General features: G+C 41.3%; 22 protein-coding genes. 13 read left to right on the top strand and 9 right to left on the bottom strand.

Features of this window, described 5'->3' with window-relative positions; translation table 11 throughout:
* Nucleotides 1–16 precede the first annotated feature (16 nt).
* The 11 genes from AC59JT_RS02350 to AC59JT_RS02400 all read left to right on the top strand — a co-directional run bounded on the left by AC59JT_RS02350 (nt 17) and on the right by AC59JT_RS02400 (nt 11,897).
* Nucleotides 17–967: a glycosyltransferase gene (locus AC59JT_RS02350; RefSeq protein WP_497395735.1), complete on the top strand. Its 951-nt coding sequence runs from the start codon at nt 17–19 to the stop codon at nt 965–967.
* Complete coding sequence (locus AC59JT_RS02355) at nt 967–1,710, top strand: glycosyltransferase family 2 protein (RefSeq protein ID WP_497395737.1); 744 nt, start codon at nt 967–969, stop codon at nt 1,708–1,710. The genes AC59JT_RS02350 and AC59JT_RS02355 overlap by 1 nt, the downstream gene beginning before the upstream one ends.
* A 151-nt stretch (nt 1,711–1,861) precedes the next feature.
* Nucleotides 1,862–2,875, top strand: a complete 1,014-nt coding sequence (locus AC59JT_RS02360) for a hypothetical protein (RefSeq protein ID WP_497395739.1) — start codon at nt 1,862–1,864, stop codon at nt 2,873–2,875.
* Complete coding sequence (locus tag AC59JT_RS02365; protein ID WP_497395741.1) at nt 2,865–3,956, top strand: acyltransferase family protein; 1,092 nt, start codon at nt 2,865–2,867, stop codon at nt 3,954–3,956. Before AC59JT_RS02360 ends, AC59JT_RS02365 begins: the two co-directional genes overlap by 11 nt.
* A 7-nt stretch (nt 3,957–3,963) precedes the next feature.
* Nucleotides 3,964–5,067 carry a glycosyltransferase gene (locus AC59JT_RS02370; protein ID WP_497395743.1) on the top strand — a complete coding sequence of 368 codons (1,104 nt, stop codon included), beginning with the start codon at nt 3,964–3,966 and terminating at the stop codon, nt 5,065–5,067.
* Nucleotides 5,068–5,865: a glycosyltransferase gene (locus AC59JT_RS02375; RefSeq protein WP_497395745.1), complete on the top strand. Its 798-nt coding sequence runs from the start codon at nt 5,068–5,070 to the stop codon at nt 5,863–5,865. It abuts the gene before it with no gap.
* Nucleotides 5,866–5,868: 3 nt separating this feature from the next.
* Nucleotides 5,869–6,774 carry an NAD-dependent epimerase/dehydratase family protein gene (locus AC59JT_RS02380; protein WP_497395747.1) on the top strand — a complete coding sequence of 302 codons (906 nt, stop codon included), beginning with the start codon at nt 5,869–5,871 and terminating at the stop codon, nt 6,772–6,774.
* Nucleotides 6,775–6,801: 27 nt separating this feature from the next.
* Nucleotides 6,802–7,782: an MraY family glycosyltransferase gene (locus AC59JT_RS02385; RefSeq protein ID WP_497395749.1), complete on the top strand. Its 981-nt coding sequence runs from the start codon at nt 6,802–6,804 to the stop codon at nt 7,780–7,782.
* 76 nt (nt 7,783–7,858) lie between these two features.
* Nucleotides 7,859–8,500, top strand: a complete 642-nt coding sequence (locus AC59JT_RS02390) for a hypothetical protein (protein WP_497395751.1) — start codon at nt 7,859–7,861, stop codon at nt 8,498–8,500.
* On the top strand, nt 8,497–10,185 hold the full coding sequence (locus tag AC59JT_RS02395; protein ID WP_497395753.1) for a capsule assembly Wzi family protein: 1,689 nt from the start codon (nt 8,497–8,499) through the stop codon (nt 10,183–10,185). Before AC59JT_RS02390 ends, AC59JT_RS02395 begins: the two co-directional genes overlap by 4 nt.
* Before the next feature lie 11 nt (nt 10,186–10,196).
* Nucleotides 10,197–11,897, top strand: coding sequence for a capsule assembly Wzi family protein (locus tag AC59JT_RS02400; protein ID WP_497395755.1), 1,701 nt, complete (start codon nt 10,197–10,199; stop codon nt 11,895–11,897).
* Here AC59JT_RS02400 and AC59JT_RS02405 read toward each other — a convergent pair.
* From AC59JT_RS02405 to AC59JT_RS02415, 3 genes are all read right to left on the bottom strand, one after another.
* A complete protein-coding gene (locus AC59JT_RS02405; protein ID WP_497395757.1) occupies nt 11,887–12,960 on the bottom strand; it encodes a hypothetical protein in 1,074 nt (357 codons plus the stop codon). The genes AC59JT_RS02400 and AC59JT_RS02405 overlap by 11 nt on opposite strands.
* 1 nt (nt 12,961) lies before the next feature.
* On the bottom strand, nt 12,962–15,301 hold the full coding sequence (locus tag AC59JT_RS02410; RefSeq protein WP_497395759.1) for an SLBB domain-containing protein: 2,340 nt from the start codon (nt 15,299–15,301) through the stop codon (nt 12,962–12,964).
* 122 nt (nt 15,302–15,423) lie between these two features.
* Complete coding sequence (locus AC59JT_RS02415) at nt 15,424–16,656, bottom strand: glycosyltransferase family 4 protein (protein ID WP_497395761.1); 1,233 nt, start codon at nt 16,654–16,656, stop codon at nt 15,424–15,426.
* Nucleotides 16,657–17,002: 346 nt separating this feature from the next.
* Between AC59JT_RS02415 and AC59JT_RS02420 the strand changes: the two genes are divergently transcribed.
* Nucleotides 17,003–17,941, top strand: a complete 939-nt coding sequence (locus tag AC59JT_RS02420; protein WP_497395763.1) for an SDR family oxidoreductase — start codon at nt 17,003–17,005, stop codon at nt 17,939–17,941.
* Between the two features lie 15 nt (nt 17,942–17,956).
* On the top strand, nt 17,957–19,060 hold the full coding sequence (locus AC59JT_RS02425) for a glycosyltransferase (protein WP_497395765.1): 1,104 nt from the start codon (nt 17,957–17,959) through the stop codon (nt 19,058–19,060).
* Here AC59JT_RS02425 and AC59JT_RS02430 read toward each other — a convergent pair.
* The 6 genes from AC59JT_RS02430 to AC59JT_RS02455 form a co-directional block, all read right to left on the bottom strand.
* Nucleotides 19,057–20,199 carry a glycosyltransferase family 4 protein gene (locus tag AC59JT_RS02430; protein ID WP_497395767.1) on the bottom strand — a complete coding sequence of 381 codons (1,143 nt, stop codon included), beginning with the start codon at nt 20,197–20,199 and terminating at the stop codon, nt 19,057–19,059. The genes AC59JT_RS02425 and AC59JT_RS02430 overlap by 4 nt on opposite strands.
* Before the next feature lie 77 nt (nt 20,200–20,276).
* Complete coding sequence (locus AC59JT_RS02435) at nt 20,277–21,248, bottom strand: GDP-mannose 4,6-dehydratase (protein WP_497395769.1); 972 nt, start codon at nt 21,246–21,248, stop codon at nt 20,277–20,279.
* A 9-nt stretch (nt 21,249–21,257) separates the two neighbouring features.
* Nucleotides 21,258–21,977: an acyltransferase gene (locus tag AC59JT_RS02440; RefSeq protein ID WP_497395771.1), complete on the bottom strand. Its 720-nt coding sequence runs from the start codon at nt 21,975–21,977 to the stop codon at nt 21,258–21,260.
* The gene (locus AC59JT_RS02445; protein WP_497395773.1) at nt 21,974–23,362 is read right to left on the bottom strand and encodes an O-antigen ligase family protein; all 1,389 of its coding nucleotides are present in this window, start codon (nt 23,360–23,362) and stop codon (nt 21,974–21,976) included. The genes AC59JT_RS02440 and AC59JT_RS02445 overlap by 4 nt, the downstream gene beginning before the upstream one ends.
* A gap of 19 nt (nt 23,363–23,381) precedes the next feature.
* Entirely contained in the window at nt 23,382–24,305 is a 924-nt protein-coding gene (locus AC59JT_RS02450) for a glycosyltransferase family 2 protein (RefSeq protein ID WP_497395775.1), read from the bottom strand.
* Entirely contained in the window at nt 24,298–25,554 is a 1,257-nt protein-coding gene (locus AC59JT_RS02455) for an oligosaccharide flippase family protein (RefSeq protein WP_497395777.1), read from the bottom strand. The genes AC59JT_RS02450 and AC59JT_RS02455 overlap by 8 nt, the downstream gene beginning before the upstream one ends.
* Between the last annotated feature and the right edge of the window lie 122 nt (nt 25,555–25,676).

The raw sequence follows: 25,676 nt of genomic DNA on the forward strand, positions 1-25,676 counted from the left end.
CTTAAAAGTTTATTTGATGTGCAAGATTCTGAAGAAGCTTGGATACCGGATACAACTTTATGATTACCTGGACCTGAACATTGACTATACCCGGCACTACGATATTTTTATTGGCCACAATAAAACCTTTCACACTATCGCAAAAAAAATAAATGCCGACTGTAAGAAAATATTGTTGACCACGGGTTGCAGCCCTTTGTATGATAACAACGCGCTGGCCGAACGCGAAAAAGACCTGCAAAAAAGAAAAAATACTACCGATAGCTTTCATGTACCATTTACAAACATGGACTGGGTGAATAATAACTTTGCTGTGGCCGATTATGTATTTATGATAGGCAGCGACGCGACACGCGAAAGTTGGCCGGCTATTGACAGGGAAAGGGTTTTCTTTTACAACAACGTAACCAACATCACCTTTAAAACACAGCATGCCCGCAAAAACAACTTCCTGTATCTATCAAGTACCGGGCAATTGCGCCGTGGGTTGGACCTGGTTATAGAGGCTTTTAAAAACAGAAGCGAAAAGGTATACATATGCGGCCCGTACGATGAGTATAGCTTTTTGAAGCACTACAAAACAGAGCTTGAAGAAAACAAGAACATTATACTGGTAGGATATATTGATCAAACATCGAAAGATTTTATGACAATAACCCAGGATTGTTCTTTTGGTATCCTGCCTTCGGTTTCCGAAGGCCAATCGGGCTCGGTATTAACCATGCTGTCAAATGGCCTGATACCGGTTATAACACGTCAAAACGGTTTTGACAATATCGATAGGTATGGAATCGAAATCAGATCAGCAACTGTTGAAGAGGTTAAACTGGCTGCTGATAAAGCTGTAAATTTGAACGACCTGGAAGTGAAAACCAGGCGCGAAAATATGTTACTTGAACAACCCAAATTTACTTCGACATATTTTGAAAATAATTTTCACAAATTTATAACCAAAGTAAATGCCTGATGCCTTTTTGCTCAATAATAATAGCTACTTATAATTCTGAAAAGACCTTAAAAAGGGCTATAGATAGTATTGTAGGTCAGGATTTTAGAGATTTTGAGATTGTTATTATTGATGGGGGCAGCAGTGATGGTACCCTAGGTATTGTACAATCATACGACCAGAACAACTTTGGGTACATTGTTTCAGAACCCGATAAAGGAATTTATGATGCCTGGAACAAAGGGGTTGTCAATGCAAAAGGGCAATGGGTGGCATTTTTAGGATCTGATGATTATTATAATCCGGGTGCGCTAGCGTCATATTATCAAAAAATACGCAGCTTTGATCATGAATTGGATTACATATCGTCAAAGGTGAATTTGATCAATGAAACCGGTACAACTGTAAGAACTATTGGAAAGCCCTGGAACTGGGCTCAATTTAAAACGTATATGTGTGTAGCCCATGTCGGGTCTTTTCATCATAAAAATTTGTATACAAATGCCGGCTTGTATGATACCAGGTTTAAAATGACCGGCGACTATGATTTTTTGCTGAGATTTAAAGACACATTGAATACCGCTTTTATTGATTCGGCAATGGCAAGTATGCAAATAGGCGGTGCCAGTACCCAGGTTCTCTCATTAAAGGAAGCTTTCATCGCTAAAACTCATTCTGCAAATATCTCTTTAACAAAAGCTTTGGTTGACTATTGTATAGCGTACGCAAAATTTTATATTAGAAAAATTGTGTATGAAAGTTAATAGGTATTTATACTACAGCACTTTAATCGCAATTTTCACCGAGGCGTTTTTAACCAGGTTTATTATAGACCTGAAACTGTTTTACGCAATAATTGGCATAAACTTTTTTATGTTACTTATTGTTAACAGAATAAAGATATCAACCAATCTTTTGCTTATATATTGTTACCTGGTAGTAGCGGGCATTATAAGCATTGTACTGGGCAGTAACCAGGTGACTAATTTACTGGCCCAACTCTCCGGAATTTTCTTTGTCTCGCTTTATTTCTATAACTTCTTTTCGTTGTTTGCTTACAAGATCGACGATATTTTTAGAGACTATACTTATTTAGCCTTTTACATTGCCGTAATAGGTTTTATTCCGTTTGCTACATATATTTTAATAGGGAAGCCTCAAGGGTTTCATAGTATATTAAACGAGCCGGCGCATTACTCAACCATTATGTTGCCGGCGTTTTACTATAGCTTTAAAAACTCAATGTTTAAGCGCTATGTAAGCTATACTATTTTATTAACTCTGCTATTAAGTGGCTCCAGCTTAGGCTTAATGGGGGTAGGTGTAGCCGTCTTATTAATGCCCGAAAGAATTAAGGTAACCAGGCTTATCTTCCCGCTTTTTATGGTAATAATTTTACTGGTGGGGCTTTATAAGGTTTATCCTAACTTTAAACTGCGTGTGGACGATACGGCTAAGGCGTTAACCAAAGCCGATCTAAGCGGAGTTAATTTAAGCACTTATTCGTTTGTGTCCAACTTATTTGTAACCTATCAAAGTTTAAGTCATAATCCACTGCTGGGCTCCGGATTGGGTTCTCACGTATTATCGCATGATAAATATCTGGCATCTATCCCGGGGGTTGAGGAATTTGAAAGCGATATGAATTTAAATTCAAAAGATGCTAACTCTCTTTTTTTAAGAGTCTTATCAGATTTGGGATTAATTGGGATTATTGGTGTATTTTGGTTTATTAAAAAGAATTATATTAAAGCAAGTCCGAAGCAACACTTTGTTTTTATATCACGGGCCATATTGACTTATTTTTTTTGCAAGCTGTTTAGAGAAGGCCATTACTTCTCGCCAGAGATGTACTTTTTTGTTTTTAGCTATTACTTTACCTATAAATATAAAGCTGTGATATCAAATAAATTAAAATATGATTGCTAACAGATTACACTATTTAGATAGTACAAGAGGCATTGCTGCACTGATAGTAGTATTTTCTCATTTTGTAGGCGCTTTCGATTTGCCGAAAGGAATCGCTTTTTTAGATCAAACAATTTTTCATGCCATTTGGAATGGAAAAGGCGCGGTTTCCTACTTTTTTGTATTAAGTGGCTTTGTGCTATCGTTTACCTATTTTAAGCATACAGCTAAATATGAAAGTTTAAAGTACAGGGATTTTATACTTAAAAGGATATTGCGCATTTACCCGGTTTTTTTAGTGACACTTTTAATTAGTTGGGTTTGCATTAATTACATATTTGCTTACAACACTATACAAGTATTACCCGAAGCAACAGAGTGGATCAAATTATTTTGGCAGGGCAAATGTTCTGTTATGTCGCTTATAAAGCAATCAATACTGGTTGTGAGGCTGCCGCAGGAGCCTGAACTCAGATTGATCAACCAGGACTGGACCTTAACAATAGAACTGATCATTTCGTTGATGATACCTTTCTTCATTGCAATTGCCAAGCGAAATCAATATTGGTTAATTGCATTTGTGTTGATATTGTTAAGGCTTCATGTCTTAGAATGGGTGCTGGAGTTTACGCTAGGCGTACTGGTTGCTGCTAATCTTGATCTGCTGAGAAGCTGGTATGGCAAGATGAATATGGTTTTAAGATCCCTTTTATTTTTACTGGCCATAGTTTTGTTTGCCAACCAATACATCGTGGTAACTCCCGAAAGCATATCGGGTATGTTACTCAAAATATCTGTGGGGCTTTTATTGGTAATTTTTCTATGTTCTGCACGGCTGCAACGGTTTTTGGAGTTTAGGGCAATGGTCTTTCTGGGCGAAATTTCTTATTGTTTATACCTATCGCACTTCATTATTATACTCATCATATCTCCACTACTGTTTAATGTTTTAAGGCAAAATAATATTACCGATGATTTTTCAACCCGGTTTATAACCTTAATAATTACAGTGGGTGTTTCTGTAGTATTATCGTGGCTGTTACACGTGTTAATTGAGAAACCGGTTATCCAAATCAGTAAAAAAATATTCAGCAGGGGTTAAGGAGTTAATGAAGAAGAATATAGTAATTAGCGGGGCAAACCTGTTTAGCGGTGGTACGCTTTCTATTATGAAAGATTGCTTATCGTATGCCGACGAGGTGCTGTCAGCTAACTTTAACGTAATTGCCCTGGTTAATGATCTGGAGAATTTCAAAAGTTATAAAAACATTGAATTTATAGAGATCAGGAAGATGAGGGAAAGCTATTTCCATCGCTTGTATTATGAGTATTGGGATTACAAAAAGCTATCAAAGCAGCTTGACCCTTATTTATGGTTTTCTGTAAATGATATGTCTTCAAATATAGTAGCAACAAAACGTGTTGTTTATTGCCATAACCCGGCACCATTCAAGCGCTTTGTGTTTAGCGACCTTGTTTACCAGGCTCCCGTATTTTTTTTTAAGTTATTTTATAAGTTTTTATACCGGATCAACATTCATAAAAACGATTACGTTATTGTTCAACAAAGTTGGTTACGAAACGCGTTTTCGCGGATGTTTAAAATACCCAAAAGCAAAATTATAGTAGCAACACCAAATATTCAGATAATTAAAACAAAAGCCCAGCCTGGTGTTATTACACAAAAAAATTGCGTTACTTTTTGCTACCCAACGCTGCCCCGGCCATTTAAAAATATCGAAGTAATTTGTGAAGCAGCTAAATTACTGGTAGCCGGCGGCGAAAAGCAGTTTAAAATTGTAGTAACAATTAGCGGGAATGAAAACGGTTATGCTGCAAAGATCTATAATAAGTATAACGAAGTTTCGCAGATAGATTTTGTTGGTTTGCTAACGCGCGATCAGGTGTTTTCGCTGTACGAACAGGCGGATGGCCTTATCTTTCCGTCGGTATTAGAAACATGGGGCTTGCCTATAACTGAGTTTAAAACGTATGAAAAGGCTATTATTCTGGCCGATCTTGAATACGCGCATGAAACTTTAGGCAACTATGAAAAAGCTTTGTTTTTTGATCCGGCAAATGCCGGGCAGCTGGCCGAAAGGATGTTAAGCATTATAAAGGGTAACCCGGAGTTCGTTGCACATGAAGCGCTGCCTATACAGCAACCTACAACAAATAGCTGGGACCAACTTTTTAATTTTTTATTGAAGTAAATGAACATATCAGGTTCCATAGTTTTATATAACAGCAACAGGGAAGTTTTATTAAAATCGATAAAAAGTTTTTTATCAACTGAAGAGGATGTAGTATTGTTTTTGATAGACAACTCGCCACAGGATGATTTGAAAGATGTGGTAAACAATGAAAAGGTTGTTTACATACACAATCCCTCAAATCCCGGTTTTGGCGCTGCCCATAATATTGCGATAAGTAAAGCGATAGCCGCAGGTTCAAAATGTCACTTTATAATCAACCCCGATGTGCATTTTGAAGGGAATGTTATAGGCCCGATGGTTGATTACATGCTTAGCAATCCCGGTATTGGCATGCTTATGCCCGAAATACTTAACATAGACGGCACCAAGCAAAATTTACCAAAGTTGTTGCCCAGCCCCCTTAGCGTGTTGTTAAGAAAGTTAAAGAGGCCCCAGAAATTTATGGATAACTACGAATTGCGATTTGTCCCTCAAAACGTAATTTATAAAGCGCCTATTTTATCCGGGTGTTTTACCCTACTAAATTTAAAAGCAATAAAAGAATTAGGGGCTTACGACGATAGTTTTTTTATGTATTTTGAAGACTGGGACCTTTCAAGAAGGATCGCTGCGAAGTACGACACGGTTTATTTTCCTAAAGTTTCTGTTTATCATGAGTACGAAAGTGGGGCTAATAAAAACTTTAAGCTGTTTAAAACCTTTATTAGGTCGGCCATTGTTTATTTCAATAAATGGGGATGGTTTATTGATAAAGATCGTGGTAGAATAAATAAAGAAACGCTTGCCCAATTTTAATAAATGAGCATTTTAATAACCGGTTCAACAGGCTTTGTTGGTAAAAACTTATTGCCCTATCTAAGTAATGAATTTAACTGTGTCCCACTTGATCGCGCTGCACTGCAATCGCCAAGCCCGGATAAATTGGCAAATGCCGCTGCTGTCATCCATTTGGCCGGTAAGGCGCATGATCTGAAAAAAACTTCAGAGCCTGACGAGTATTACCAGGTTAATTTCGAACTTACACGTAAGCTCTATGATGCCTTTCTGCGATCGGATGCCAATACCTTTATTTTCGTTAGTTCGGTAAAGGCTGCCGCAGATACGGTTGCCGATAGCGAATTGACCGAAGATGTTACGCCCAATCCGCAAACGCATTATGGTAAGTCAAAGCTAATGGCCGAGCAGTATATACAAGCTCAACATCTGCCGGCAGGCAAAAAATACTATATACTTAGGCCCTGCATGATACATGGGCCGGGTAATAAGGGTAACTTAAACCTGTTGTTCCAGTTTGTAAAAAAAGGCATTCCATACCCGTTGGCGGCATTTAACAATAAACGCTCATTTTTAAGCGTCCAAAATTTGTGCTTTGTTATCGGGCAGCTACTGCAGCGTAGCGACATCCCGGCAGGTGTATATAACGTTGCCGATGATGACGCCCTGTCCACAACCGAAGTAGTATCTATTTTGGCGTCTTCATTAGATGTTAAGCCCAAGCTATGGCAAATATCTCCCGTATTTATAAAGCTACTAGCACGTTTGGGCGATGTGTTGCATTTGCCGCTTAGCACCGAGCGTTTAACCAAACTTACCGAAAACTATGTGGTAAGTAACCACAAGATAAAAAGCGCCTTCCACTCACAACTGCCGCTATCAACGGTTAAAGGATTAGAAATTACCGCTAATTCATTTAATAAACGTTAAATTCGCAGCAATTTCATCAAAATTTCTATGAGTTTTCTCCTCGTCCTGATTTTTAGCAGTATACTTTTTGTATTGGAACTGGTATATTTTAAAATAGCGGACAAGTTCAATATTATTGATAAGCCAAATCATCGCAGCTCACATACCAGGGTAACTATCAGGGGCGGTGGTATTATTTTCGCTATTTCTTTATTGTTGGGCGGTTTTTACCTGGGGCTTGAATATAGTTATTTTATAATAGGCCTGTTATTAATTAGCTTCATTAGTTTTGTTGATGATATTAAGCCAGTTAGCAGCCAATTGCGCATCACCATACACTTAATTGCAGTCGCCTTACTGTTTTATCAATTAGGCATGTACTCGCAGCCGGTACTGTTGATATTGCTGGGATTGTTTTTCGTTATCGGCTCCATTAATGCCATTAACTTTATGGATGGCATAAACGGTATTACAGGTAGCTACGGTTTGGTAACCCTGTTTACCTTGTTTTATATAAACCGCAATGTGGTTGTTTTTACTGTAGAGAATTACCTGGTATTTCCTATTATGGCATTGGTTGTTTTTAACTTCTTTAATTTTCGTACCAAAGCAAAATGCTTTGCCGGCGATGTTGGTAGCGTAAGCATAGCCTTTATTATTTTGTTTTTCCTGTTACAACTCATTATAAAAACCAACAATATAGGCTACATACTTTTGCTGCTGATGTACGGGCTTGACACGGCAATTACGCTGATGTTAAGAATGTACCGTAAAGAGAAAGTATTAGAAGCGCACCGCAGTCATTTTTATCAATACCTGGTAAACGAGCGGGGGCTATCGCACCTTTTTGTAGCCTCGCTTTATGCGGTTTTACAAATTGCTATCAATGTGTTGTTAATAGTGGTGCTACCTGCATCAACCCTAAGCAGCATAATGGTGTTAGTGGCAGGGGTGTTTATATATATTGTTGTAAGGCTTGCCATGGAGGGTCCCAAAAGTCTTTTTAACAGGCAAACAACTCAACAATAATAGCTTTAAAAGCTATTATATGTAATATGTTGCCTATTTTTGAGCGGATCATCTACCTGCAAAATGATTTATCTGAATGAAAAACATATTACGATTACTTACAGCTATTTGCATAATACTTACAGCTTGTAAAGATCAGGTACCAAGCGAAGCATCTGTTTATAGCAATGATTTTGAAAATGCCAATCTAACAAATATCAGCAACGGCGTTATTAATGTCTATAATGGCTCGGCTGTACTAGGGCCGTATAATAATGGTGGCTTTATTTTAAAGCTTAACAATCTGCCCAAGCACAGTTTGCTTACCGTTAGTTTTGACCTGTATATTCATGATAACTGGCGTGGACAATTGCAGCCTGATGGTCCCGATATTTGGCAATTGTTGGTCGATAATGCGCCTTATATAAACACCACGTTTTCAAATTTGGCCTGCGTGCCGGGCAACATTTGTCCACCCCAATCTTACCCTGCTAATTATCCAAATAGTAACAATAACCCGCGCGCCGGTGCATTCAGGGTTGATTTGCCGGGAGTGTGCAGTCAGGCGAATGTTGTGGGTGGTACAACGCAATACCAGATAACCAAAACCATTAAACATGCAGATGCAACATTGCTTTTGCAGTGCCTTGACCAATTAAATCAAACCAATCATACCGATCCAAAATGCGATAAAAGCTGGTCGGTTGATAACATCATTATCAAAGCAGTTGCTTTATGAGAGTCCTGAAGATCATAACAATAAGTTTATTAACAGTTGTTGCTGTATTTGATAGCCGGGCTCAAACACTACCTGTAGGCACAGCCGCTTTGGAGGATTATTACCGGCGCTTACAATTGAGTGGCGCCGCGGATAGCAATGTTTCTTTCACGGTACGCCCCATCACGCCTGGCCGCATTAACCCGGGGCAAAGTGCTTTTTACCTGGATAGCACCAAATACGACAACGTTAATGCCGAAAATATATGGCATAGCAGCAATGGCAAATTGATAGTAAGCGCCCTGCCCTTAAGTTTACAACTACAGGTTAACAGCCACCACCCGTATGGCTGGAATGACGGTGCCATGATACCCGCGAAAGGCCTGCAGGCAGTAGCCAGGCTTGGCTTTACTGCACAATATGGTATATTATCTATACAGTTGATGCCTGAGTTTGTAAATGCAGGTAACACCGGGTTTGAGACTTTTGATAGCAGGCATTATGACGTAATAGTAGCGCGCTATTACGATACCTACAATAACATTGACCTGCCGGTACGTTTTGGCACCAAAGCATATCTCAGAGCGCATTGGGGGCAAAGCAGCGTACGCTTAAATTACAAAGGGCTATCAGCAGGTGTTTCTACCGAAAACCTGTGGTGGGGGCCGGGTATGCGCAACTCATTATTAATGAGTAATAACGCGCCTGGTTTTGCTCATTTCAGTTTAAATACTTTACGCCCGCTTAAAACGCCTATAGGATCATTTGAGGGGCAAATAATAGGGGGCAGGCTTACCAATTCGGGTTTTTCGCCGCTTGTGCCTGATAGGGATTATTTTGGCACCAGCCTATATGTACCTAAGCCCGATAACTGGCGATACCTTACCGGCATGGTATTAACCTGGCACCCTAAGTGGGTACCCGGCTTGTTTTTAGGTATGGCACAAACAAAGCAAGCTTATGGTAAAGATCTAAATGGTATAAAAGATTACCTTCCTTTCTTTTCGCCCATAAAATCGGTAACAGCGCCCGACAATACTATCAACACGCGAGATCATTTAAACTCAATGTTTATGCGTTGGTTATGGCCGGAGGAGAAAGCCGAAATTTATTTTGAATTCGGGCATTACAACTATGAAGGTACTTTTACACAGGCTATCTTATCGCCGGACGATTCGCGAGCCTATACCTTTGGATTGCGCAAGCTATTGCCGTTTAAAAAAGGTAGCAATGAAAATATATTGATAGGGGTGGAGGTTACGCAAATGCAGCAAACATCGGCCGAAAAAATAATGCGTGGCGAGCAATGGTATGTTAGCAAAGGCATACGCCAGGGCTACACACACCAGGGCGAGGTATTAGGGGCCGGAATTGGCCCGGGGGCCAACCTGCAGTCGGTAGAGGTAAGTTGGGTTAAGGGTTTGAAAAGGTTGGGCCTGCAGCTAGAGCGTTATGTGCATAATAACGACCTGTATTTTTATAGCTATTATGACAGTAACGATCCGCGCCGTCACTGGGTTGACCTAAGCGCGGCCTTTAGCGGTGAATGGGACTACAAAAACTTTATTTTTAACGCGAAGGTGCAAGCCGTGCATTCTATAAACTACCAATGGTATTTAAGGCAAAACCCGGGCGATTATTACTGGGTGAATGGCGCAAACGCTTTTAACCTGCAAATACAAACCGGTGTTACTTACAGATTTTAATGACTGAGCTAATGAGAAGATCATATTTTGTTTTTATAGTAAGTGCTCTTTCATGTGTTTTAGGCTACACTAAAGCTAATGCACAAGCTGTACCAGTAGGTACCCCGGTTTTGGATGACTACTACCGACGGATGCAGTTGTTGGGAAAAGTTGATTCAACAATATCATTTACCAGCAGGCCTTTATTTAATGAAGCTTTAAAGCGCGATAATATATTTGATCCCGATAGTACACTAAAAAACGACGGCTGGATAAGCGCCAGGCCAACCCGGTTTGCAAACGGTAAGGGTTTATTCCAGGTATTGCCGGTTACTATACAGCAGCAGTTTAATTCAAACCATCCTTACGGGTGGAATGATGGCCCGATGATACCTGCTAAAGGTTATCAAACTATGGTTAGCGCGGGTTTTTATTTTAAATGGGGACCTTTATCCATACAGTTCAGGCCCGAGTATGTGTATGCCAATAACGGAAATTTTAACGGCTACGCATCCGGCCATAACGATGAGGACCTGGTTTCGTACGCCGATTATCTAGGCAATATGATAGACTGGCCCGAGCGTTTTGGAAATGGCACTTACAGCCAAGTGTTTTTAGGGCAAACCAGCATTAATTTAACTTTTGGTGCTATTGGCGCATCTTTGTCTAATGAAAATGTTTGGTGGGGCCCCGGCATACACAATTCATTAATTTTGAGTAATAATGCACCAGGCTTTAAGCACGTTAGTTTGCATACTGTTAGGCCGATAAAAACAATTTTAGGCCAGTTTGAAGGACAGGTTATTGGTGGCAGATTGATATCATCGGGGTTTTCGCCTTTACTAACTACCGAAACGTCAACTGGTACAAATTTATATAGGCAAAAGCCCGGCGACTGGCGCTATTTTACAGGTATCAATATAAACTATCATCCTAAATGGATACCGGGATTAACCTTGGGTTTAACCCGAACATTTAACGCGTATCATTATGCGGTGAAAGGCTTTAGTGGTTATGTGCCGTTTTTTGTTCCCTATTCTAAACAAACTGTAGGCATGAATGGTGATCCCTTTGACAGGGATCAGTACACATCGTTTTACTCGCGTTGGCTGTTTAACAAAGCACAGGCCGAGGTATATTTTGAATATGGCTTAAATGATAACTCCTATAACTTGCGTGACTTTATAGGTTCGCCGGATCATTCGCGTGCTTATATTTTTGGTATGCGTAAAATGCTGCCTTTAAGATCACGCAACAATGAGCATTTGTTGTTAGGTGTCGAGATCACCCAGCTCGCACAATCGCCGGATAGGCTAACACGTGAAGCGGCATCCTGGTACATACATAATGGTGTTTTTGACGGCCAGACAAACCAGGGACAGGTATTAGGTGCCGGTACAGGCCCAGGCGGTAACTTGCAGAATTTTAATATCAGCTGGATATCCGGCCTTAAAAAATTGGGCTTTAGCTTTGAACGATATGAGCACAATGTTGATTTTTCAAGATTTGCTTTCCCTGATATTGACGGCAATAGCCGTAAGTGGGTTGACATTGCGCTTGGCCTGCATGGCGAGTGGAACTACAAAAACCTACTTTTCAACGCCAAGTTACAGCACATCAAATCGTTAAACTACCAGTGGATATTGAAAGACTACACGGCTGGCAACTATTATATACCTAACAACACCACCTACAATTTCCATGGCGAGTTAGGGGTATCGTTTAGATTTTAGCAGTCTCGGGTTTGCGCGTCATCAGCAGATAGAAAGCAGCGAATAATAACATTACAATAATACCTCCGGGGATAGCGAAGTAATACTTTAAAGTGTTCTTTTTTAAAGGCAATTCAGGCTCATCAACAATTTGTACAGTTGGGGTCTCCTGTGCCAGGATGGTTTTGCTGGCTTCCAGGTTTTTAACTGTTTCAGAAAATATGCTGCTTAGTAATACTTTGTCACGCTCTTTTACCTCGATATTGGCGTTAGCCGATGTGTAAGCGGGGTTAAGATCAATAATGTTTTGATTGGCTGATGATGCCGAATAGGTTTTACGGTTTAACAGAGTTGCTATACTATCGGCCCGGTGTTGCAGGCGCTCAACATTGTTTCTTAACTTTTTCGTTTTTGTAGTGATATAAAAATCGGTCGACTGTTTGATCATTCGCTCACAAAACAGCAGCGAAAGCTTTTCATCTTTCATAGTGGTGTTCATTTCAAAAAAGTCGAGTTTTTTATCAGCCTTGGCAATGCCAAAATCCCCATCAAGCACCTCGATGATCATTTCGTGAATCAAGCTGTCCTGCAGACGGCTAGTTTTCAAGCCATTAAGAGGGAAACGTATCACTTTGCCATCTGGGCTATACTTTAACCATTTTTTGCTCAGTTTGGTAACCTCTGCATATTTATCAGCTAAAGTTTGGGTGCTATCATAAGCAGTTAGCAGGGTAGCTTTTATCAGTTTGCGGCTTTTTACCAGTTCCTGCACGTTATCACCTGCTAATACACCACTGCTATTACTTAAAGCGCCAATGTTTACACCAAACTGCCCTGCAAGGCTTGATAGCCCACCAGCACCGTTCGCTGATTTTGAATCGTCGACAACAAAAGTTAAGCGGGCGGTGTAAGTTGGTTTTTTATACCATGCTAAAAAAGCGCCTATCAAAGCGCCGATAATTATAGCTATAGCCAATTGCTTTTTAAAACGCAATACATAATTTAAATCTGCAAGGCGATCATTAACCAGCTTTTTAAAAGAAAATTCTTGTTCGAAGGGATAAGGTAAATTTTCCTGGCTCATTTTATTTCCTGGCTAAAACAATTACAACACTTACCAATGCAGTTAATGCGGTTGCAATACCGCTTATGTCTGCAAAGCCCAATTTAAACCTTGATTCGGGGGATTTTTCGGGAACAATGATCTTGCTGCCCGGTTTAACGCTAGGGTAGCTTTTAAAGAACAACACATGTTTAACCGGCTGGTTCAAACCATCAGGATATTGAATGTAAGCTCCATTTATACGGGCATTTTCTTTAGTACCACCTGCCGCGTTTATATAATATTTAAAGTTACGGCCTTTATAGCTTATATACTGCGGGTTGTTAACCGCGCCCGATACCTCGACATACGATATTACACGAGGCACGTAAATACTATCGCCCGGTAATAAAATGGCGTTTTTGTTAATCGCCGTGTTGTTGGCTTGTTTGGTTAGGTCGACATTAACGCGTACGCCTTGCCTGTAAACCTGCACATTCTCTAATGAACCGTAAGGGGTTAAACCACCGGCTCTGCTCAAAAACTCAGAAGCTGTTTCGTCGCGTTTCTGTACGGCATAATCTCCAGGGAAAACCACTTCGCCTTTAACACTTACATTGCCCAGCCCGCGGTAGTTAACCAGGCGAGGTACGTTAACAATATCCATAGGCTCAAGCTCCACATCGGCTGCGTTGGTTTTGGTCATGTCAACTACAAAGGTGGTAACCAGTTGTGTAGCTACGCTGTCTGATTCATTTTTGATAATGCGCGATACTTCTACGTGATGATCGGCTGCCTCATCGTTAAAACCGCCGGCTGTAGCAATAACGTCTGCCAGTTTAAGGCCCTTGCGGAAAGGTATAATGCTGGGCCTGCGCACATAACCCTGAACAGTTACCTTTTGGTTAGGTATAAATGCTTCGCGGGTAAATATGGTAACCGAGTCATCTCGCATCAGCGGAATATCGGTTCGGCCACTAACAATTTCTGATGGCACAAATGTCAAGGAGGTTTTCTCCAGGTTAGGCAGCGTACGGCTGATGACGCCGCGCTCCAAATAAGCTTCGGGTTTTAGGCCCTGTGCGTTTTTCAGCAACTGGCTTAACGATAAACCAGCGGTCAACTCGTAAACGCCCGGCTGGTATACTGAACCGTCTAATATGATCTTGTTGGTGTAACGGTTGGTTACCGAGCCAATAACTACGGCATCGCCATTGCGGGGTACATAGTTGCCAAACAGGTTGGCCGGTACATCTTTAACTTCGCGTTGCAGTTCGTTGATCTGGTCTATTTTGGCAATGCCTTTGTAGGCAACATCGGTAAAGCCCCCGGCGTAGCCGATCAGGTCAGCCAACGTTTCGCTGTCTTTCAACTCAAATATGGCGGGGCGTTTAACCTGTCCGCTAATGCTTACGCGTTTAGTGTATACGGGTACCCGTATAATATCCTGGTCTTCTAAACGCACGTTACCTTCCAGCAACCCTTTTTGCAGGTAAGGATAAAAGTCTACCGTTTTATAAACCTTATTGTTTCTGATCAACTGCACATTACGCAAGGAACCATTCGCATTTGGTCCGCCAGAAAAATATAAGGCATTGCCAATGCTGGCTAATGACGACAGTGTAAAGCCGCCCGGTTTTTTAACCTCGCCAATAATATTGATCTTAATACGGCGGGTGTTGCCCAGGTTTAGCGTTAATTGCGTTTGTCCGCTGCGCAGGGCCGGGTACACTTTGGTCATTTTTGAGCGCACCAAGCTGGTGGTTTGCTCAATGGTGAAGCCATTTGCGTATACAATACCTGCATAAGGTATCTGCAGGTTGCCATCGGGAGTTACCGTTGTGCGCACCGTAGTTTCGTTCATGCCGGTTAATAATACTATTACTTCATCGCCCGGGCCCAGTACATAACTTTTTGGCGTAGCAACCGAAAAATTGGGTTCAAACTTAACATCGGTTTGGTTAAAAAACTCCGAACCATAAATATCCAGTTTGGGTGCCTGTACCACAGGTTTGTTATTAGGAAGCGGCTGCGGTATACCTACCGAATCATCTTTAAAACGTGTTTGGTCTATTTTTTTTGGAGTAGATGCAGCGGGTTTGGCAGCTTTAGCTTTACTGTTTAATCCTAAAAGGGTAACACGATCTTTAAGTGCCATCAACTCTGCTTCGGGCATTTGTTGCTGCTTTAAAAAGGCATAAATTTCAGGCTCGGATAAACCGCGGGCCGACGCTTTTTGCCATAAGGTTATGATCTGCTCGTCTGATAATTGATCAACTTTAACAGTTTTAATTTTATCTAACGACAATTCCTGTGCTGATGCCTGTTTGGCAACGCTTACTACGATAAAAAACAGGATAAATAACAGGTATTTAATGCGCATGAAATAGATTGATGTAAAACTTATTGCTACAAATATAAAATATATATCGATGTGAAGGCTAACCTACAATAGCTACATTAAACAGGGAATGCCATAATTTGTTGCAGATAAATAGCTTTTACCTAAAGCTGGGGAAATAGCGACTGTAGGCCCCGGTAGTGTTTCTCGCTATTTATAAGGTTGGTAATGTGTTTGTGGGCACTGTCGCCAAGCTGTTTTATTATAGCTTCATCGGCATACAAACGTTTAATTGCATCAGCCAGTTGTATAGCATTACCTGCCTCAAATAATATCCCGGTTTCTTCACTGATCACCATTTCGGGTATGGCCCCTATGGCCGAACCAATAACCGGTTTACCCAGCGCCATGGCCTCAACCACGGTAAAGCCCAACACCTCGTACCACTCTGATGCGCAAACCAAAAACTCAGCCTGGTTTATAATTTGCAGTGTTTGCTGCTGGTTTTGTTTTCCTAGAAAGCTGACGTTGTGTAGCCCGTGATTTTCTTTAAAAGCTAATAGTTCGGCTTCCTGGGTGCCGGTACCTATTACTTTCAGTTCTACGTCGGGGCACTGTCGCATAGCTTCTAACACCGTATGCGGGCCCTTTATTTTTTCTAGCCTGCCTACAAAAACTATGTATTTTTCGTTGTTTTCCTTCGGTATGCTTTTGGCAGCTTCAATTTCGGCATAATCATAGCCGTGGTAAAGCTGCACCAGCTTCTCCTTAAAAAAATTGAATTGTTTAAATTTCTCATACAAAAACACCGAAGGACACAAATAGTAATCTACATACTCATAGTAGTTTAAATACTTGTGTACATAGTTCTCTAAAGCTGCAACAGTGCTGGCTAAAACCGAACCTTTTTTACATCGGTGCGTAATACAGTTATGAAAGGCGCCGCCAAAACAACGTTCGCATACCTGGCCATGGCTTATAAAAGTGCTTTCGGGGCAAATAGGCGTGTACTCGTGCAGCGTCCAGATAATGGGGATGTTTTTTTGTTTAATGATCTTTAAAATGGTAGGTGTTATATAATGATGGATAACATTAATATGCACCAGGTCTATTTGCACATCATTCAGCAATCTCTCCAGGTTTTGTTGCGCCTCAAGCGAGTAAATGCTTTTGGCAACCACTTTTATGCCCGCGCTAATGCTGCGTTTGTTTACCTTTTTATAATCAATATGCTCAATAAAGTAATTGGAGTAGGGGCTTGGGTAATTTCGGTCATCCTTCATCGAAAAAGGAATTACCCTATGCCCGTGTTGTTGGTACAGGTTAACTACATTTTCCACATATGTCCAATCGCCACCGCTTGGATACCAGGTCCAGTTTACAACAAGAATATTCATTTACGTGGCTGTTATATATGGTATTAACTAATAATATTATGCCTAATAATGGCTCAGTTAAAACAAAAGTCAAAGATGCTTGTATTTACTCGTATTACTCACATATTAAATTAAAAAATAGTAAAATATTAAACGTAGCAATATGCCCTTAACGGTATAATAATGATAACTTTTGGGGCCGAAAATTGTTAAACTATTTTAATTAATATGCGTTTTTTGAAAAAAATATACTGGTAGTACCCTAAAAAAGGTTAATTTTGGAGTGGTAGATTTGGCTAACTATGAAAAACCATCTTGTCGCTATCAAAGCCTCTACTAAGGTTGCCATAACGGCTTGAACATTTATATGAAGAAAAAGATTTACATTGCTGGTGCAGGTGGAATGCTTGGGGAAGCTTTTTACCGCATATTTAAAGACGAATACGAAATTAAGTGTACAGATAAAGATGTAAATGAAAAATGGCTTAGCTTTTTAGATTTTCGCGATTTTGAAAAATATAAAAGAGAAGTTGAGGCATTTAACCCCGATTATTTATTTCATTTAGGCGCACACACCGACCTGGAGTATTGCGAACTTAACCTTGACGATACCTATCTTACCAATACTACCGCTGTAGAAAACGCTGTTTTTATTGCCAATAATTTAAATATACCGTTACTGTATATAAGCACTGCCGGTATTTTTGACGGTACTAAAGATTTTTATGACGATTGGGATGAGCCAAACCCGCTTGGTCATTACGCACGTTCAAAATACATGGGCGAACGCTACGTACGCGAAAATGCCAACCGCTTTATTATTTGCCGCGCAGGCTGGATGATGGGTGGCGGCCCCTATAAAGACAAAAAATTCATCAACAAACTGATCAAGCAACTGGCCAATGGCAAGCGCGATCTGCATATTGTTAATGATAAAGATGGTACCCCAACCTTTACGGTAGACTTTGCCAAAAACGTGAAGCTATTATTCCAGAAAGAGTATTGGGGTCTATATAACATGGTTTGCAATGGCGAGACAAGCCGTTTGGAAGTAGCCGAAGAATTGGTTAATATTTTAGGCCTTCAGGACGAAGTTACTTTCCATGAAGTATCATCAAGCTATTTTAAAGACACCTATTTTGCGCCACGACCTCCGTCTGAGCGATTGATCAATAAAAAATTGGAACTACGTAACATGAACATTATGCAGGACTGGAGAATATCCCTGCGTGAGTATGTTACCGATTACTACACCGATTATTTAAAAGAAAAATCGATCACCATAAAAGAGACCGCTATAGTTTAAAAACTACTTTAAAACATGCGTATTGCTGCTTTCGGCTTTCGGTCATTACCGCCTGCAAAAGGCGCTGCCGGGGCTGATAAATTTGCGTTGGAGCTTTTTCCGCGCCTGGCCGCCAGGGGACACCAAGTAACCGCCTACAACCGTAGCTACCCCGATGTGTTTACCGATATCAGTGAGTATAAAGGTGTTCAGATCAAATCCATAAAAACTACCAGTAAAAAAGGCTTTGATACGCTTTGGCATTCGTTCAGGTGCACGCTTGATATCATCGTTAATAATACTGCCGACATTGTCCACATACAAAATGGTGGTAACAGTATCTGGGCGCTTCCCTTACGCTTATTTGGTAAAAAGGTATTTATTAGCCAGGATGGCGTTGATTGGAAGCGCGATAAATGGCCATGGTATGGTAAGCTGTTTTTAAAACTATCATCTTTTATAACCGCGCACATCCCTAACGAGGTTATTTTTGATAACATAATAGCCAAACGCCTATTTGAGGATAAATTTAAAAAGCCTTATAAATTCATTCCCTTTGGCAGCGAGGTTGAGCCTGGCGATGGTACCTCAACTATCTTACAAAAGCTTAATCTTGAAAAAGGAGATTACTACCTGTTTGTAGGGCGCTTTATTCCTGATAAAGGTTTGCATTACCTCATCCCGGCTTTTAATAAAGCTAATACCGTTAAAAAGCTGGTTATGGTTGGTGGTTCGCCCAACCCATCGCCTTACGAGCAACAACTTATGAATATGGCTAACGATAGGGTGCAGTTCCCCGGTTATATTTATGGTGATGATACCAATACGCTGATCAAAAACGCGTATTGCTATATCCAGCCTTCGGATGTGGAAGGCTTGTCGCCGATGGTTCTTACGGTTATGGGATTAGATGTGCCGTTGATTGTAAGCGATATTGAAGAGAACCAGTACGCTGTGCAGGATACAGCCCGTATGTTTAAGAAAGCCAATATAGAGTCGCTTACCGAACAAATAAATTACTGTGAGGCGAACTATCCCGAAATGCTTGCATTGGCTCAGCGGGCCCAGAAACGCGCCTTAAGCGTATTTAATTGGGAGATGGTTGCTGATGAACACGTACGTGTTTTCGGCGAAGCTTAGTTAGGCTTCACCCGCTTAAATACATCCACTATCTGACTTGCTGTAGCTTCCCACGAAAAATCATGTAAACGTTTTTGGCCTTTGGCTATCATGTCTTTTCGCAAATCTGCGTTGTTCAACACGGTATTGATCTTAGCAGCTATATCATTAACACTATAAGGATCAAAAGTTAACACCGCGTCGGCGCCAACTTCGGGCAGGCAAGTGTTGTTTGACACGATGGTAGGCAGGTTATGCTCGAAGGCTTCCAGAACAGGTAAGCCAAAACCTTCGTTTAAAGAAGGGAATACATATATCAGCGCGTGCTCATATAACTGGCCCACTTCCGGATCGGTTAGGTAGCCGGTTATAATTACGTCGTTTTGAAGGTTGTGTTGGGCAATGGTCTCCAGGATCAGGTCGTGATCGTTGTCAAACTTATTGGTAACGAGTGATCCGGCCAGCACCAGTTTCAAATCAGGATGTGCGCCTGATTGCTTTACCTGCACAAATGCTTGCACCAATGCCACCAGGTTTTTGCGCTTAAACATGGAACCTACATGTAAGATATACATGCCGGCGGCTATCGGGAATTTATCGAAAACAGACGCGGTTGCTTTGGCTTGTTCGGCATTGAAGTTTACGCGCTTTGGCCCGTCATGTACTACGATAAGCCGCTCTGGCGGGATATTCATAAAATGCGAGATCTGCTTTTTGCCGTACGATGTAGCCGTTATGATCAAAGGCGAACGGCGGGCCCCCGGCGTAGTGGTATTTTTATAAAGCCACAACCAGGCCTTGCCATAATGCTCAGGCGATTCAAAACAAAAAGCATCATGTATAGAAGGTACGGTTATATAACCCAGGTGTATGTAGGGTACGCAGTTATCTACACAAAAAACAATATCGCAGTTTTTGCCCCAGGCCTTAAGCGGTAGCACCAGTTGTTTCCAAAGCTGGTAACGGGCGTGCTCCACCCATTTTAAAATTTTAACATTGCCGCTATATACAGGGATATTGGTATCTAAAAAGTGAAACTGCAGGTCGGCAGTGTTCATGTTTTTAAATTCGCGGCAAAGTTCTTCCAGGTAAGTTTTAATGCCTGTTTTGGCTTTCCGCAGGTCGCGTATATCAACACCAATAGTCAAGGGTTTTTTCATAAGGATAAAATCGGCACAAATTTATGATCTGCGCCCGCAATTCTCAAATACAATACGTAGTGTAATTGTTTTGCCTGTTAATTTTTTTTGCTGTAGTTGCGCTCTTCCTCGTCCATCAATATATCAAGCACATCAAAAAACGATTTGTTGTACTCCCAGTTTAGTTGGGTTTTGGCTTTGGTGTTATCGCCAAACATATCTTTAATATCAGTAGGGCGAAATAGCGACGGATCTTCCACCAGTTTATCTTCACTTACGCCAAAGTGCTTGAACACATAGGTGATAATATCGCGCAGGTAAACAGATTTGCCCGAGCATATCAGGTAATCGTCAGCCTTATCGTGCTGTAATGATAGCCACATGGCGCGCACATAGTCCGGGGCGTAGCCAAAATCACGTTTAACGTCAATATTACCTACAGCAAGCACATCGGCATTTTTATTTTTTATGTCGAGGGATGTTTTGATCACCTTTTTTACAAAGAAGTTGGTGCTGCGCAGATATGATTCGTGGTTGAACAAAACACCGTTAACGCAATGCACGCCGTACGATTCGCGGTAGTTTATGCCCATCCAGTAACCTGTAGCTTTTGATATGGCATAAGGACTAAGCGGATGCATAGGAGTGGATTCGGCCACGGGTAAATTAGTAACCAAACCATACATCTCGCTACTTGATGCCTGGTAAATTTTGGTGCCCAATTGCAGCAGGCGCACACTCTCCAGTACGTTTAGTACCGATTGCGAATTATAATTGATGGTACCGATAGGCTGCTCGAACGAAACACTTACCGAGCTTTGCGCTGCCAGGTTGTAAAACTCGTCGGGTTTATATTTTAACAATAGTTTGATGATGCTGGAAAAATCGAGCAGATCGCACTCTTCCATAATGATCTCGTCGCCTATGCCTAGATATTTAAAGCTTGAGCCTTTAATATTGTTGTAGCTGCGTGTAAGGCCGATTACTTTGTAGCCTTGTTCGATAAGCAGTTTTGATAGATAGGCGCCATCCTGCCCGGTTATGCCTGTTATAAATGCGGTTTTGCTCATAAAGCCCGGTTATTCAATTTCGTATTTATTTATGCTGATGCCTTCCCGGCTTTTAATAATTTTTGCGGGGATACCTGCAACAACAGAATTTGGCGGCACTGGTTTGTTTACCACGCTGCCAGCCGCTACCACACAACCATCGCCAAGGGTTACGCCAGCCAATATGGTACAGCCTGCGCCAAGCCAGCAATTGTTGCCAATAACTACGGCTTGTTTGGTTACGCCTTGCTCGCGTATGGTTTTATCCAACGCGTCAAAATCATGGTTTTCAGAAAATATCTGTACGTTGGGGCCCATAATTACATCATCGCCAATAGTAACGCCCCCCTGGCCGGCTATGTAGGCCCTGGCACTGATGCCGGTGCGGTTGCCAATGCTTATGCCGGTGCCTTTCTGTGCTATAACGCCGGTACAAAATAATATCGAGTCGCGGGCGATGGAAACATGATCGCCAAGTGTGATGCCGTTATCAGATAGCGCGTTTATGCTTACGTTGTCCTCCAGTATCAAATTTTTACCGGCACTTAGTTGGTAGGCATGGCGTACTTTGACATTCGAGCCAACAAAGACCAATCCTACCGAGCGTTTTAAGAATGGTTTCAATAATAATCCCCTCACTATCTGCCAAAAACGAACGCAGCTTACGCTAAACAGGTCGCGGGCTGAATAGGCACTGTCCCATTTATAGTTGGGGTCGTTTTTAAGGGTGCGTATAACTTTTTCTATCATGCGCCTGCGGGATAAAATTGTTTTGTTTTAGGCCGCATGATCATGCTGATCAATAAGCCTGTTAAAAACCAGTTCATGTAGGATATGTATGACGATGATTCAACTTCCGACGTTAACATGGGTATAAATAAACCTATCTTCATTAGTAAAACGGTAATACATACCTGCCGTTCTTTACCTTTTAAATGATTAAGCCATTTATAACTGGTTTTTACGATCATTACATAAATAAACAGGTATAAAAGTAAGGCAATTATACCAGCTTGTACCCCAATGATGATAAATTGGTTCTCGCCACCTATGTTTTCGCCCAGGGTGCCGGCAACCCGGCCCGATGTACCAAGCCCAAGGCCCAGTGGATGGCCAATCATGGCCTCGATACCTGCTATCCACTCAACTAAGTGCCCCACACTGGATGGATTACTAAAGTCAACCGTATTCATCAGCACTTCTACTAAACCGGTGTTACGGCTTTCAAACCGGGTAAAAAGATAAACCAGGTATATAAAAACAGCTATGCCAACTGCATGAAAACTGTGCATTATCCACCTGGTTTTACTTACATAAGCATACACGTAGATCATTACCACGTAAGCCGCCATAGGCGCCCGCGACAGTGCAAACAGGATAGAAAGCACGGTTGCTCCTAAAGCCATAATGCCCATGCCGGTAAATTTTATTTTATTCCTATCGGTAGTGTACAAACCCATAATAACCGATAGTGCCAGCAAGGTTGCCGCGGCGTGTTCAAGCGGGTTGGCAAAAAAACTGGCAAAGCGTTTGTAGCCACCTTCCGATTCGAAAGTGGTGCTTAAGCCGTATTGTCCGCTGGGTTCAAAATTGAAAAAGTAGTAGCTGTAATCGGCATAGCCGGTCATGGTTTGCAGGTGAAGGTTCATTACAAATTCGGCCAGTACAATAGCGCCTGCAGCGATGGTGAGCAGTATAATGTAATTGAAATATTTCCCTACAAAAACATCTTTCGGGTCAAGCAGCCGGCCGGTAAAATAAACAACAATATAAAACGAGGTGCTTTTAAAGGCCAATAGGCGGTTAACAAAGCTTTGCTCGCCTATGGGTAGCAAGGCGTATAAAAAGGTATAGCCTAAAAAAGCCAGTATGGCATAGTCAATTATATGAAAGCGTGGCCGATATTTAAGACTTAAAATATTGAGCAGCAAAGCCATCAATATCAAAACCTCCTTAAAAAACTGAAATACCGGCATAATGGCCTTCAGCCCCAACAGGAAGGACACTGACATGGCCGTGGTATAAATAGACAGGCCGAATATGATAAACAGTAATACGGCATCGCGCTTACCCTTAAGTATATCCCTAAAGGCTATTGCAAAAGCACTAACAAAAACAATGGGGAAAATAAACATCTGCTACCAGGTACCTGTATTAATATTCAGGCCAAATTAAGTTTTTTGGCTTGAATATGCCATCTTTTAAGCCTTTAATTACAAAGCCGGCCTTTTGCTTGCGGCCACGCAATTTAAAGTAAAGCCACACCGCTAAATAGTATAGCCCGTTAAGCAACAGGTTAACAGGGTATAAAACAGGATTGCCATACCTGCGCAAAAACCAAAACAAATTACGGCAGGTGTAATAATGAATTATGGGGCTTAAGTTCCCTTCCTTTTTTGCGGGTTCCTTTTTGGCAGATACGCCTGCCTCGTGATACATTTTGCAGCCGGGCAGCAAATGCAGATCAAACCCGTTTTGGCGCAGGCGGAAGGATAACTCCACATCCTCATAATACAAAAAGAATTGTTTGTTAAACAACCCGCTTTTTTGCAAGGCGCTGTTGCGTAACAGCATGCAGCAGCCGGTTACCCACTCCACTTTTTTATATTCGCCCGTAAAATCATCAGGTAGGGCGGGGGATGATGTGCGGCCTATTAGTGGGTTAAATTTCCCTTCGCCGTTCCATATTTCGGTTTTGTTGTGTAACCAGTAGATGTTGGGTTGTACGGCGGCGGCGGACGGGTGCTGATTTAAATGTGTGCTGAGTTTGGCAACGATATCCTCATCAACCAAGGTATCGTTGTTCATTACCAGCGAGTAGGTATAACCCTGCTCAATGCTGTACACAAGCGCCCGGTTATTACCTTCGGCGAAGCCTAAATTTTCTTTATTATCTATGTAAATAATATCGGGGTATTGGCTTTGGATGATGGATAGCGACTCATCTGTCGACCCATTATCAGCCACAATAATGTCAAACAAAGCCTCATCGCAATATTGCTGCAGGGAGGCAATGCACGCAATGGTGTGTTGCGGCGTATTCCAGTTAAGCAGGATGATGGCAACAGGTTTACACATAGCTGGCCCTGGTTTTTATGGAATACTCATACAGGCAAAAAGCGCTGCCTTCAATAATAAGCGTAAAGCTGCCTGCAAGGTATATATTGCCCGAGGCCGATACGATAAATGCCGCCGCTGCAGCAATAACGATCAAAACAAGCGCAATTTTAAATATCCGCCAGTTGGCGTTGTTTAAAAGCAGATCAAGCATACTAAAAACATTAATTGCCGATATAATGGGTACCAGGGCCATTATTCGTAATATGATAACAGCGTCTGCATTATGTTCTTTTGATAAGGCGAATATGATAAAGTCGGCCAAAACGATGATGATGATTGCGCCGACAAATGCAAACGCGGCAAACAGGCGTTTGGTTTTACGTCGATAGGAATCCCATAATGATACGCTTTGTTTATATACGCTCACCGCATTAGGATATATAGCATTGGTAACGGTATTCAATAAGTTGCGGCATTGGCCAATAAACCTGTCGCACAAGCCGTATGCGCCTAAAAGCTCTGAGTTGTAAAACTTCAACGCAAAAATAATAACGGATTGCTGCAAATTGGCCGATATGTTATTGGCGGTAAGGTAAAAATTCTCCCGGGCTATTGTCAACAAGCTGGTTTTTGAAGGTAGATGAAAACTTAGTTTTAGCTTCACCGCCAGGTAAACCAATAACCCCAGATAAGTAATGGCATTACCCATCCCTAAAATAAAATTAACCCATGCGGCATCATCGGGACCTTTTATAAAAAAGTACACACCCAATACCGAAGCAACGTTACAGGCCAGGTTACAAATATTAAATAACCTTATTTTTTCAATACCTATATAAAAACATAAAGGGTTAAAAACCTCGGCCAAAACAATGGGTAAGGCCAATACCAGGTAAAGATAGCCATCAATATGCAGCCAGTAACCGGCGGCCAGCAAAACCAAAAACACCAGGAAAATAATAGCCCTGATACACAGGGCGCTATAAAAAACAGAACTCAGTTTTTGGGTATCAGTAAGATTAAAGGCAGTATCCCTGATAGCCGATTGGCCTGTGCCATAATTAATCACCGTAGAGGCCAGCATCGAAAATCTGTAAGCGTACATCATTAAGCCAAAGCGCTCAATACCAATATTGCCCGTTACAATGCGTATGGTGAGCAACAGCAACACCACGTTTGAAATTTGTATGCTGCTTAGATTAAAAAAATTAGCAATAATATTAGTCGACCTTAACTTATTATACGAATTTTTTATGCGTTGCTTCAAATGGAGAATAATTATAAGGCCAAATTTAGTTTAATATAGGTAATTAGCTATGTTTTAAATCTGTAATTTTTAAAACAGATCGTATCCATATAAGTTACGTTATATATTTAATTATCTTCGTG

It is taken from the genome of Mucilaginibacter sp. A3364, from assembly GCF_059690715.1.